Here is a 12,041-nt window from a genome sequence, read left to right on the forward strand (position 1 = left end):
AATGATCAGGGATATCAATGTTACTGGGTTGTTGCTGAAGACGGGCAGGACCGTGGCTTCATGATCGCAGAGGCACTGGTTTGAGGGAGTCCGCGAGCCCGCGGCGTTTAGGCCGGCGTGGGGGCTGCCACGAGGGCGACCGCGCGCGTGAGGGCATCGCGCACGGCGAGCACGCCGGGGCGCCCGGCGCTCGACCGACGGGCGGAGGAGAAGATCGAGCGGTTGGGCAGCCCGGACAGCTCGAGAAGGTGCACCGCGGGCGACTGCCCGGCCCACAGCAGGTCGGGGAGGATTCCCACGGCGTTGCCAGACTCGATCAGGTGGATGTGAGCGATCAGGTCGGCGCTTTCGAACCGCACATCCGGCTCGAAACCAGCCGAGCGGCACACCTGCGTTGCCCATTGTCTCGAGGCGGTACCCACCGGTTCCATCACCCACGGCAGCATGGCGGCATCCTCGAGGGAGCCCACGACCACGCGGCCGTCGCGGGGCCTAGGGACGGCGAGACGGAGGGCATCCGTTGCGAGGTTGACCCTGTCCAGGTCTGGCCGGTGCGCGCGGGTGTAGCCGGGGTACTGCTCGGCGAGCACGAGGTCGAAGTCGCGCGCCGACACCGCGAACAGGCCGGCCTCCGGCTCGCGCTCGGTGATCTCCACACGTAGGGCCGGGTGTTCCTCGCCCAGGATGGTGAGCGCCGGCGGGATGACGGCGTGGGCGGCGGACTGGAACACGGCCACGCGCACGGTTCCCGAGACCGTCGTGCGAGAGGCCATGATGTCGGCCTCCGCCGCCTCGAGACGTTCGAGCAGGTGCTCGGTGTGTGCCACCAGAATCTCGGCCTGCGGGGTGAGTTTGACTCGCCGGCCCACTCGCTGGAGCAGCTCGACGCCGGCCTCCTTCTCGAGCAGGGCGAGCTGCTGCGATACCGCGGAGGGGCTGTAGGCGAGGGCCTCGGCGACGCCGGCGAGGGTGCCGCGAATCTTTAATTCGCGCAATAAGCGTAGTCGCCGAACGTCGAGCATCCGCTCTCCTCAGGGGGTCGGTTGTGATTGATCATTAATTCTAATGAATACCAGTCAGAAAGACTCACTTTCCTGATGCGAATGCGGCGCTGAGGCTGCGGCACACTGGGGAGATACCGAGCTGCCCACCGCGACCGAGAGACTAAAATCGTGACCATGACCAACCCCTTCATTCCTCGCGTGCACGAAGACCTCAGCGCGGAGGTGATCGTTCTCGTGCAGAAATGGCTCGCCGAGAGTGCAACGATCCCGGAGGATGCCGCGGCCGAACGTCTGGCCGGGGTTCTGAAGGATCCGAACGGGCTCGACTTCACCGTGGGCTTCGTCGACAACGTCATGCGTCCCGAGGACAAAATGGTCGCCGGTTACAGCCTGCAGCACGTGGCGAAGAAGGCCCCGGCCTTCCTGCCCTGGTACATGCGCGGCGCCATCGGCGTGGGCGGAATCCTCGGCCCCGTGCTGCCCTGGGTCGTCATCCCGGCCGCCCGCAAGGTGCTGCGCCAGATGGTGGGCCACCTCGTCGTGGACGCGACCCCCGACAAGCTCGGCCCCGCGATCGCCCACCTCAAGGAATCCGGCAACCGCCTCAACATCAACCTGCTCGGTGAGGCCGTGCTCGGCGACGAGGAGGCCACCCACCGCCTCGAAGCCACCCAGGAACTGCTGGCCCGCGACGACGTGGACTACGTTTCGATCAAGGTCTCCTCGATCGCCAGCCAGATCTCAATGTGGGCCTTCGACGAGTGCGTCACGCGCATCGTCGAGCGCCTCACGCCGATCTACGAGCTCGCCGCGGCGAGCTCGGCGGCCGGCCAACCCAAGTTCATCAACCTCGACATGGAGGAGTACCGCGACCTCGACCTCACCATCGCGGTGTTCGAACGCCTGCTGGACCAGCCGCAGCTCGCCAAGCTCGAGGCTGGTATCGTGCTGCAGGCCTACCTGCCCGACTGCCTGAACGCGCTGCAGGGACTCACTCACTGGGCGCAGGCCCGCCGCGCCTCTGGCGGAGCGCCCATCAAGGTGCGCCTCGTCAAGGGCGCCAACCTGGCCATGGAGCACGTGGACTCGGCCGTGCACGACTGGCCCCTCGCCACGTACTCCACCAAGCAGGACAGCGACACCAACTACAAGCGCGTGCTCAGCTGGGCCCTCACCCCGCAGAACACCGATGCCGTGAAGATCGGCGTGGCCGGCCACAACCTCTTCGACGTGGCCTGGGCTCACCTGCTGAGCAAGAAGCGCGGCGTCGACGACAAGGTCGAGTTCGAGATGCTCCTCGGCATGGCCACCGGCCAGGCCACGGCCGTGCGCAAGGATGTCGGCCGCCTCCTGCTCTACACGCCCGTCGTGAAGCCCTCCGAGTTCGACGTGGCCATCAGCTACCTGATCCGCCGCCTCGAGGAGAACGCGAGCCAGGAAAACTTCATGTCTGCAGTGTTCGAACTCACGAGCACCCCGGCCCTGTTCGAGCGCGAGAAGAACCGTTTCCTCGCCTCGCTGCACGCCATGGACGACGTGATCCCCACGCCCAACCGCAGCCAGGACCGCTCTCAGGTGACCCAGCTCGAGGCGCTGCCGAAGGCCGAAGCGGATGCCGACGCATCCGCTGACGAGGCGGACCCCAACCTCACCACGGCGCTGCTCGGGCTCACCCGCGGTTCCGCCTCCGGCCTCACCGGCTTCCACAACGAGGCTGACACCGACCCCTCGCTTCCGGCGAACCGCGCCTGGGGCCGCCGAATCCTCGACCGTGTCGAAACGTCGACGCTCGGCCTCGACACGATCGCCGGCGCGCGCATCGACGACGTGCCCACGCTCAACCACGTGATCGAGCAGACCCTCGCCGCGAGTGTGGCCTGGGGACAGAAGACCGGCGCCGAGCGCGCTTCCGTGCTGCACCGCGCCGGGCTGGCGCTCGCCGCGAACCGCGACCGACTCATCGAGGTCATGGCCGCCGAGACCGGCAAGACCATCGCAGAGGCCGACCCCGAGGTGAGCGAGGCGATCGACTTCGCCCACTACTACGCCGAGCGCGCGAAGGACCTCGACCACGTGCAGGGTGCCGTGTTCGTGCCGTCCAAGCTCATCGTGGTCACCCCGCCGTGGAATTTCCCGGTGGCCATCGCGGCCGGCGGCATCCTCGCCGCCCTGGCTTCCGGCGCCGGCGTCATCGCCAAGCCCGCCAAGCTCGCCCAACGCTCCGGTGCCATCGTGGTCGAGGCGCTGTGGGAGGCCGGCGTGCCGCGCGAGCTGCTCGCGCTCGTCGACCTCAAGGACCACTCGCTCGGCACCACGCTGATCGGGCACCCCGCCGTCGACAGGGTCATCCTCACGGGTGGTTACGAGACCGCGGAGCTGTTCCGCTCCATGCGCAGCGACCTGCCGCTGCTCGGCGAGACGAGCGGTAAGAACGCCATCATCGTCACGCCGTCCGCCGACCTCGACCTGGCCGCGGCCGACGTGATCAAGAGCGCCTTCGGCCACGCCGGCCAGAAGTGTTCCGCCGCGAGCCTCGTGATCCTCGTCGGCTCAGTGGCACGGTCCGAGCGTTTCGAGCGCCAGCTCATCGACGCCGCGCGCTCACTGCGCGTAGGCATGCCGAGCGACCCGGTCAACCAGATGGGCCCGATCATCCAGCCGGCAGAGGGCAAGCTGCTGCACGGCCTGACGACGCTCGGGTCCGAGGAAAGCTGGCTCGTGGAGCCGCACCAGCTCGACGAGGAAGGCCGTCTCTGGACGCCAGGTATTCGCACCGGCGTCATGCCCGGCTCCTACTTCCACCTCACCGAGTTCTTCGGCCCGGTGCTCGGCGTGATGCACGCGAAGAACCTCGAGGAGGCCATCCGCTTCCAGAACGCTGTCGACTACGGCCTCACGAGCGGCCTGCACTCCCTCGACGCCGACGAACTGCGCGAGTGGCTTGACACCATCGAGGCCGGAAACCTCTACATCAACCGCGGCATCACCGGCGCGATCGTGCAACGCCAGCCGTTCGGCGGCTGGAAGCGTTCGGCCGTGGGCCCCGGTACCAAGGCCGGCGGACCGAACTACCTGTACGGCCTCGGCAGCTGGGTGACCGACCCGGGCCGCAATAGTTCCACGCTGCACCTGCGTGGTCTCGAGCCGCGCGTCACCGCGGTCATCGAAGCGTCGCAGGCGTTCCTCGACTACTCCGACTTCGACGTGCTCCGCCGCTCGGCGCTCAGCGATGCGCTCGCCTGGCGCGAGGAATTCGGCGTGGTCCGTGACGCGTCCAACCTCAAGGTGGAGCGCAACCTGTTCCGCTACCGCTCGCTTCCGGTCACCATTCGCCTCACCGAGGCTGGCACCCTGTCCAACCTGCTGCGCGTGATCGCTGCCGCGACGCTGTCGAAGTCGAAGTTCGAGGTGTCGAGTGCCCTGCCCGTTCCGGCCGGCGTGCGCGCCGTGCTCGAGCAGCGCGAGGTGCCGGTCTCCGTGGAGAGCGACGAGGAGTGGCTGGAGCGCGCCGCCCGCGGTGGCATCACCACCACACGCGTGCGTCTGGTGGGCTCCGACCCGATTCACGGGGCTGCGGATGCCGCATCCGCTTTGGCAACGGCGCTCGGCGGCAGTCCCGACGTGGCCGTCTACTCGCACCCTGTCACCCAGGCCGGCCGCGTGGAGGTGCTGCCTTTCCTGCGCGAGCAGGCGATCTCGATCACCGCGCACCGTTTCGGCAACCCAAGCGCGCTCTCGGACAACGTGATCTGACGCGCTTCGCCAGCCGGCCGAGAATCGTCCCAGCGGGGGTGAATCTCGGCCGTTTGGCGGTTCCCGGTGCCCGCACCCGCCGCTCTGTCAGCTAGGGGAGCGTAAAGTTAGCGGGCGCGGGTCTGATTGTGTGACTCGGCGCGCGCGGAAGCACCTCACTCTCGACAGGGGAACAACAGTTGGATGGAAACGCAACGTCGACGCACACCAACGTCGCACTGTTGTCGGTTGTCAGTACCCTTGCCACCCGGATAACGACTTCGAAAGACATTGATCGCCAGTTGCAGCCGGTTCTCCGGCGCCTGCGTCTTCCGAGTGGGCTGCTGCAGCGCGTGGCCGGAGTGCAGGAACGTCGCAACTGGGCCGAGGGCGAGGCCTTTGACGACGCCGCGGTCTCGGCCGGCAAACGCGCGCTCCTCGAGGCGGGCATCGAGCCCGGCCAGGTCGGCCTTCTCATCAACACCTCGGTGACCCGCAAGCACCTCGAGCCCTCTGTCGCCGTGCGCATCCACCACGGCCTCGGCCTGCCCTCTTCGGCGATCAATTTCGACATCGCGAACGCCTGCCTCGGCTTCGTGAACGGCATGACGCTCGCCGCCCAGCTCATCGACAGCGGGCAGATCAAATACGCCGTGGTGATCGACGGCGAAGACGCCGACGAGATCCAGGTGAACACGATCGAGCGCCTCGGCCGCGAGGGAATCAACCGCAAAGACTTCATGAGCGAGTTTGCTAGCCTCACCCTCGGCTCCGGCGCCGCGGCCGCCGTGCTCGGCCCGCTCGACGCCCACCCGGGCGGCCACCGCATCCTCGGCGGCGTCACCCGGGCGGCGACCCAGTTCAACGATCTCTGCGTGGGCAGCGTGGACGGCATGTTCACCGATGCGAAGGCCCTGCTCAAGGGTGGCATGGAACTCGTGGTCTCGGCCTGGACCGCGGCCCGGCGCGATTGGAACTGGTCGAACATGGACCGCTACATCGTGCACCAGGTCTCCGACGTGCACACGAACGCCCTCGTGAAGGCTACCGGCCTCGATCGCACGAAGGTTCCTCTCACCTATCCCACCCTGGGCAACGTGGGCCCGGCGTCGATCCCGATCACGCTGGCCCAGGAGTCGGCCGGGCTTAAGCCGGGCAATCGCGTGCTACTCATGGGGGTCGGCTCGGGTCTGAACACCGCCATGATGGAGATCCTCTGGTGACCCGCCGGCTTCCGCGCGCCGGGCGCACACCTGCCGCGGCGACGCTTCCGCCGCATCCGCTCTCCGGCCTCGACCCAGCATTCTCCCGCCTCGTCACGGTGCCAGAGCGCGACACCACGCTCGAGCGCACCTGGCATGTCCTCGACAACGGACAAGCGCTCGAGGAACTCGGCGTGCAGCCAGTGGGCACCATCCTGTGCGTGCACGGCAACCCCACCTGGTCTTACCTGTGGCGCCGACTCGTCAGCCAGGCGACGGATGCCGCGGCCCGCGGCAGGGAGGGCTGGCGCGTTATCGCCGTCGACCAGCTCGACATGGGGTTCTCCGAGCGCACGGGAGTGGTCCGTCCCCTCGCTCGCCGGGTGCGCGACCTGGCGGACCTCACCGACCACCTGGGGCTCGACGGCCCCGTCGTGACTTTCGGGCACGACTGGGGCGGATCGATCTCCCTCGGTTGGGCCCTCGACCACCCGGAGCTTCTCGCCGGCGTGATGCTGCTCAACACGGCTGTGCACCAGCCCGCGGAACACCCCGTGCCGGCACCGCTCCGTCTCGCGCTCGGCAAGGGAATCCTCGGTGCGGCAACAGTCGTGACGCCGGCGTTTCTCGAGACCACTCTCGCGCTCGCGCACCCCGCGCTCGACACCGACGTGAAGACCGGCTACCGGGCACCGTACCGCGGTGCGGCCCGCCGCGGCGGCATCGGCGCGTTCGTCGCCGACATCCCGATCGACGCCGAACACGAGAGTTCGCCGGAGCTCGACCGCATCGCCGGTGGGCTCGAGGCCCTCGAGGTGCCGGCCCTCATGCTCTGGGGACCGCGCGACCCGATCTTCAGCGACCTGTACCTCGATGACCTGCTCGGCCGGCTGCCGCAGGCCGACGTGCACCGCTTCGAAGGCTGCGGGCATCTGCTCGCCGAAGACGCCGACTACGCCGGCGCCGCGCTGACCTGGCTCGCAGACCTCCGCCTCGAGACCTCCGTCCCGCCTCGCCCGCTGGTCGAGGCGCGACGAAGGAGCGATCGAGACCTCGCAAGCCAATCCTCAGACCCGACGCGTCTCGCGGGGTCTCGATCGCTCGTGCCTCGCGCCTCGACCGGCGGTTCCCCCGTCGCTCCCTGGCCCGACGGTACCCGCCCGCTGTGGCATTACCTCGACGAACTGCGCTCCAGCGAGGAAACAGCCCTCGTCGACATGGCTCCCCGCTCGGGGGAACCCCTCGTGGTGAGCTGGCGTCTGCTCTCCCAACGCGTGCGTCGCCTCGCTGCGGGCCTTGACCGCATCGGCGTGCGCCGCGGCCACAGGGTCTCCCTGCTGGTGCCGCCCGGCGCCGACCTCACCGCGGTGCTCTATGCCTGCGTGCGCATCGGCGCGACCGTGGTGGTAGCGGATGCCGGCCTCGGCCTGCGCGGGCTGACCCGCGCCGTTCGCGGCGCGCGCCCCGATTTCGTGATCGGCGCTGCTCCCGGCCTGTCGGCCGCCCGCGCCCTCGGCTGGCCGGGGATCAAGATCGCCACCGCGCGCTTTCCCGCCGTGATGGCCCGCACCCTCGGTGTGGAGCACACCCTCGCCGAGCTGATCGCGCTCGGATCCGACGAGCGACTCCCCGCTGAACCGAGCCCGGACGACGTGGCGGCAGTGCTCTTCACCTCAGGCTCGACCGGACCGGCTAAGGGCGTCGTCTACACCCACGGGCAGTTGTCCGCGGTGGCCCATGCCCTCTTCGTGCAGTACGGGGTGGGCGTGGGAACCGGGCTCGTGGCCGGCTTTGCCCCGTTCGCCCTGCTCGGCCCCGCGCTCGGCGCGCGCTCCGTGACCCCCGACATGGACGTCACCTCGCCCAAGACACTCACGGCCGTCGCGGTCGCTGCCGCAGTGGCCGCGATCGACGCCACCGTCGTGTTCCTCTCGCCTGCCGCGCTCGCAAACGTGGTCGCAACGGCCGACGGACTCACCCCGGCTGACCACGCAGCCCTCCGCGGTGTGCGCACCTTCCTCTCTGCCGGGGCCCCCGTCTCGGAGCCGCTGCTCGCGGCGGCCGCCCGGCTGATGCCCGAGGCGACCGCGCATACCCCGTACGGCATGACCGAGGGGCTGCTAATGGCGGACATTTCCCTCGACGGCATACGATCCGCTGCCCAGACCGACACCGGCGCTGGCGGCGTCTGCGTGGGCGTCGGGGCGGCGACCACGAGCATCCGCATCTCCTCGCTCGACCGGCACGGCGACGCCACCGGCCAGCCGAGCGAGCAGGCGGACGTAACCGGGGAGATCCTCGTCTCCGCGCCGCACGTCAAAGACCACTACGACAGGCTCTGGGTCACTGACCGGGCCAGTCGGCGGGGAGTGCCGCACGGCGACCGCTGGCACCGCACCGGAGATGTGGGGCACCTCGACGCCGCGGGTCGTCTGTGGGTGGAAGGCAGGCTGCCGCACGTGATCGCCACGGCCACCGGCGTCGTCACGCCCGTCGGTCCGGAACAGCTGATCGAAGCCGCGCCCGGTGTCGGCCGCGCGGCCGTGGTCGGCGTCGGACCGCGCGGCACGGAGCAGATCGTCGCGGTCGTTGAGACGGTTCCGGGGGCTCGACGGGTCGGCCTCGCGCCGGCGGCCCTTGCGGCCGCTGTGCGGGCGTCCGTCGCCGTGCCGGTGGCGGCTGTGCTCGTGGTGCCGCACCTGCCCACTGACATTCGACACAACTCCAAGATCGACCGGTCGTTGCTCTCACGCTGGGCGGCCGGCATTCTCTCCGGCGGACCGATGAGGCGACCGTGACCGAAGCGACCGTGACCGAGCCGACCGTGACCGAGTCGCTGAAATGAAGGTGCTCGTCACCGGAGCGAGCGGCTTTCTCGGTCGGGCGGTCGCCGCCGAAATCGTGGCCGCCGGGCACGAGGTGCGCACGTTTCAGCGGCGCCCCTCGGGTGTGAGGGGAGCGCTGGATGCGCTCGGCTCCCTGACGTCCCGCGCCGATCTTTTATATGCCGTCAATGGCATGGACGCGATCGTGCACCTCGCGGCCAAGGTGTCCCTGGCCGGAGACCCGGCCGAGTTCGAGGCCGTGAATGTGGGCGGCACGCGCGACCTGCTCGCCGCGGCGACGGATGCCGGTGTCTCCCGGTTTGTCTACGTGTCGTCACCCTCGGTGGCGCACGCCGGCGATTCCATCATGGGCACGGGAGCCCTGCCCGCCGATCCCGCCCGCGCGCGGGGCGACTACGCCCGTACCAAGGCGCGAGCCGAGTTGCTTGCCCTCGCGGCCGACTCCGACCCACTCCGCGTGGTGGCCGTGCGCCCGCACCTCGTCTGGGGCCCCGGGGATACCCAGCTGATCGGCCGCATCGTGCACCGGGCGCGGTCCGGTCGACTTCCCCTCCTCGGGCACGGCGCGGCACTCATCGACACGACGTACGTTGACAACGCGGCCACTGCCATCCGCTCGGCGCTCGACAGCGTTGACGAGGTGCACGGCCGGTCCTACGTGATCACGAACGGCGAACCACGGCCGGTCGCGGAGCTCCTCGCCGGCATTTGCGCGGCCGCGGGAGTTGCGGCCCCGGCCTGGCGGGTTCCGGCGGCGATCGCCCGGGGTGCGGGAACGCTCATCGAGGCCGCGTGGCGTGTGCGGCCCGGCGCGGACGAACCCCCGATGACGCACTTTCTGGCCGAACAGCTCTCCACCGCGCACTGGTTTGACCAGCGTGACACGCGAGCCGAGCTGCGGTGGATGCCTGCCGTCACGCTTGACGAGGGGTTTGCCCGACTGGCTGCTTTCTATCGGGCGCGATAGCTCGACTACTGGGTTCGGGGAAGAGCTCCGAGTGACTGGGTGACGAGGCCCAGAGCCTCGTCAGGGTCGATGCCGAGCTTGTCGATGCGTGCGGCGAAGGCGCTGGCGGCCTCCTGGGCGTGCCGGTGCGCGGCGTCGCCGTTGGGGGCGATGAAGGAACCCATCCGACCGCGGGTTTCGATCATGTCGTCGCGCTCGAGTTCGCGGTAGGCCCTGGCCACGGTGTTCGTGGCGATGCCCAGCTCGGTGGCCAGCGCGCGAACCGTGGGAAGGCGGGTGCCGGGGGCCAGAGCACCGGTGCGCACAGATTCCATGATCTGTGTGCGGATCTGTTCGAAGGGCGGCGTGGCCGCCATGGAATCGATGCTGACGATGGACTTGGGCACGACATCTCCTTGCGCTGCAGTCTTTGTAGTGCTGTGTTGGTCATTGTGGCAAGATGCGGCCGATGTGGCAAGCCGCCGGACGGTCTGTGTTGCATAATCGTGGCTATGAGATTTCACACTGTCGTGCAGCGCGCCGGTAAAACGGCGACCGGAATTCACGTTCCCGACGACGTTGTCGCCGAGCTGGGCTCGGGAAAGCGGCCCGCCGTGACCATGATGATCAACGGGTTCACGTATCGCAGCACCGTGGCCGTGATGGGCGGACGCTTCATGGTGGCGCTCAGCGCCGAGAACCGGGCCGGGGCCGGGGTGGAAGGTGACGACGAGATCGACGTGGACATCGACCTCGACACGGAGCCCCGGGAGGTTTCGGTTCCGGAGGATTTCGCGGCGGCCCTCGCGGAGCATCCGTCGGCTCAGGCGGCCTTCACCGCCCTCTCGTTCAGTAACAAGTCGCGGCTGACGACTGGCATCGAAGCGGCCAAGGCGCCCGAGACCAGGCAGCGCCGCATCGACAAGGCCATCGCCGAACTCAGCGCGTAGGGTCGACGCATGACCTTCGCCGAGACCCTCGTGGGCCTGCTGCCGACGCTGCTCGGTGTGACGCTGCTGATGGCCGTCACGGCGCTCGTGCTGCGCGGCTACCGCACGCGGCATCCATTCGCGCCGCCGCTCGCCCTGCTGCGCGGCGCGCTCCAGCTCGCGGCGATCAGCCTCATCCTCAGCGGCATCATCAACGATCCGCTCTGGGTGGGCGTGGGCCTGCTCGTGATGTTCGCGGCGGCGGTCGCCACGGTCACCCGGCGAATCGGCTGGAGCCGGCAGCATCTGCTCTGGGTCGCCACCGCGATGGGGCTCGGCGTGGCGGTGACCCTGAGCATCATCTTCGCCGCCGGGGCGATTGAATTCTCACCGCGCTATGTGCTCGCGATCGGGGGAATCGTGATCGGCAACGCCATGTCGATCGCCACGCTCTCCGGCCGCCGCTTCCGCGAGGGTGTGATCGACCACTGGGACGAGGTGGAGGGCTGGCTGGCGCTCGGGGCCACGCCGCGGCAGTCTACCCGCGAACTCGCCCGCCGCGCGGTGTACTTCGCCATGATCCCGTCGACCGACCAGACCAAGACCACCGGACTCGTCACCCTCCCCGGCGCATTCGTGGGGGCGATTTTCGGCGGGGCGTCGCCGCTTGAGGCTGGGCGCTTCCAGATCGTCGTGCTCGCCGGCATCCTCTGCGCCGGGGCGATCGCGGCCGTCACGCTGCTCTACCTGCTCTCGCCGGTGCGGCAAAAACCCGTGGACACCCTCGCCTGACGCAGGCATGCCGGCAGGCAGGGGAGCGGATGCTGTCGGCTCAGTACGGCTAGTCGTTCGCGCGGTGGATCAGGCGGGAGAGCACGATCGCGCTGCGGGTGTGGTCCACGTTCGGGGCCAGCCGCACTTTCTCGAGCGCGATCTCGAGCGCTGAGATGTCGCGCGCCCGAATGTGCACCATGGCGTCCGCGCTGCCGGTGACGGTGCCGGCGTCGACGACCTCGGGCACGCCGGAGAGAATTCGCAGCAGTTCCTCCGGAGCCACGGTGCCGCGGCAGAACAGCTCCACGTAGGCCTCGGTGCTCATGCCGTCGACGGCGGGGTCAACCTGAATCGTGAAGCCACGAATCACCCGATCCGAGACGAGACGGTCAACCCGACGTTTCACAGCGGACGCCGACAGCCCGATGACCGAGCCGATATCGCCGTATCCAGCCCGGGCGTTCTGGCGGAGCAGGTCGAGAATGCTGCGGTCGAGATTGTCCATTGCGTCAGTGTAGGCGAATTTATTGCGCGGGAGCGGTAATTCACGCTGATTAAGTGCGCGATTCGGCGTGCAACGTTGATTCGAGCTGTGTGACACTAGTGAT

General features: G+C 68.9%; 9 protein-coding genes. 6 read left to right on the forward strand and 3 right to left on the reverse strand.

Annotated elements, in window-relative coordinates; genetic code table 11:
• Positions 1 to 107: 107 nt before the first annotated feature.
• The gene (locus BJ997_RS19290) at positions 108 to 1,022 is read right to left on the reverse strand and encodes a LysR substrate-binding domain-containing protein (RefSeq protein ID WP_035836199.1); all 915 of its coding nucleotides are present in this window, start codon (positions 1,020 to 1,022) and stop codon (positions 108 to 110) included.
• 156 nt (positions 1,023 to 1,178) lie between these two features.
• Here BJ997_RS19290 and BJ997_RS19295 point away from each other — a divergent pair, with 156 nt between their 5' ends.
• From BJ997_RS19295 to BJ997_RS19310, 4 genes are all read left to right on the forward strand, one after another.
• Positions 1,179 to 4,757, forward strand: a complete 3,579-nt coding sequence (locus BJ997_RS19295) for a proline dehydrogenase family protein (RefSeq protein WP_052542142.1) — start codon at positions 1,179 to 1,181, stop codon at positions 4,755 to 4,757.
• Between the two features lie 179 nt (positions 4,758 to 4,936).
• Positions 4,937 to 5,959 (forward strand): 3-oxoacyl-ACP synthase III, encoded by a 1,023-nt coding sequence (locus BJ997_RS19300; protein WP_035836200.1) that lies wholly within the window; start codon positions 4,937 to 4,939, stop codon positions 5,957 to 5,959.
• The gene (locus BJ997_RS19305) at positions 5,956 to 8,736 is read left to right on the forward strand and encodes an alpha/beta fold hydrolase (protein ID WP_183323682.1); all 2,781 of its coding nucleotides are present in this window, start codon (positions 5,956 to 5,958) and stop codon (positions 8,734 to 8,736) included. Before BJ997_RS19300 ends, BJ997_RS19305 begins: the two co-directional genes overlap by 4 nt.
• Positions 8,737 to 8,779: 43 nt before the next feature.
• Positions 8,780 to 9,751 carry an NAD-dependent epimerase/dehydratase family protein gene (locus tag BJ997_RS19310; RefSeq protein WP_035836202.1) on the forward strand — a complete coding sequence of 324 codons (972 nt, stop codon included), beginning with the start codon at positions 8,780 to 8,782 and terminating at the stop codon, positions 9,749 to 9,751.
• 5 nt (positions 9,752 to 9,756) lie between these two features.
• Here the strand turns inward: BJ997_RS19310 and BJ997_RS19315 are convergent, their stop codons facing one another.
• The gene (locus tag BJ997_RS19315; RefSeq protein WP_236628909.1) at positions 9,757 to 10,137 is read right to left on the reverse strand and encodes a GntR family transcriptional regulator; all 381 of its coding nucleotides are present in this window, start codon (positions 10,135 to 10,137) and stop codon (positions 9,757 to 9,759) included.
• A gap of 105 nt (positions 10,138 to 10,242) precedes the next feature.
• Between BJ997_RS19315 and BJ997_RS19320 the strand changes: the two genes are divergently transcribed.
• Both BJ997_RS19320 and BJ997_RS19325 read left to right on the forward strand, forming a co-directional pair.
• Positions 10,243 to 10,680 carry a YdeI/OmpD-associated family protein gene (locus BJ997_RS19320; protein WP_035836203.1) on the forward strand — a complete coding sequence of 146 codons (438 nt, stop codon included), beginning with the start codon at positions 10,243 to 10,245 and terminating at the stop codon, positions 10,678 to 10,680.
• Positions 10,681 to 10,689: 9 nt separating this feature from the next.
• A complete protein-coding gene (locus BJ997_RS19325; RefSeq protein WP_035836204.1) occupies positions 10,690 to 11,451 on the forward strand; it encodes an ABC transporter permease in 762 nt (253 codons plus the stop codon).
• 49 nt (positions 11,452 to 11,500) lie between these two features.
• On the opposite strand, the gene BJ997_RS19330 is transcribed toward BJ997_RS19325, so the two are convergent.
• Complete coding sequence (locus tag BJ997_RS19330; RefSeq protein ID WP_035836205.1) at positions 11,501 to 11,938, reverse strand: Lrp/AsnC family transcriptional regulator; 438 nt, start codon at positions 11,936 to 11,938, stop codon at positions 11,501 to 11,503.
• Positions 11,939 to 12,041 lie beyond the last annotated feature (103 nt).

This window comes from Cryobacterium roopkundense, assembly GCF_014200405.1.
GTDB lineage: Bacteria > Actinomycetota > Actinomycetes > Actinomycetales > Microbacteriaceae > Cryobacterium > Cryobacterium roopkundense.

What these genes read in the sequence shown, in the direction of transcription:
- BJ997_RS19290 (WP_035836199.1), bottom strand. Translation starts at nt 1,022, where the DNA reads ATGCTCGACGTTCGGCGACTACGCTTATTGCGCGAATTAAAGATTCGC.
- BJ997_RS19295 (WP_052542142.1), top strand. Translation starts at nt 1,179, where the DNA reads ATGACCAACCCCTTCATTCCTCGCGTGCACGAAGACCTCAGCGCGGAG.
- BJ997_RS19310 (WP_035836202.1), top strand. Translation starts at nt 8,780, where the DNA reads ATGAAGGTGCTCGTCACCGGAGCGAGCGGCTTTCTCGGTCGGGCGGTC.
- BJ997_RS19320 (WP_035836203.1), top strand. Translation starts at nt 10,243, where the DNA reads ATGAGATTTCACACTGTCGTGCAGCGCGCCGGTAAAACGGCGACCGGA.
- BJ997_RS19325 (WP_035836204.1), top strand. Translation starts at nt 10,690, where the DNA reads ATGACCTTCGCCGAGACCCTCGTGGGCCTGCTGCCGACGCTGCTCGGT.
- BJ997_RS19330 (WP_035836205.1), bottom strand. Translation starts at nt 11,938, where the DNA reads ATGGACAATCTCGACCGCAGCATTCTCGACCTGCTCCGCCAGAACGCC.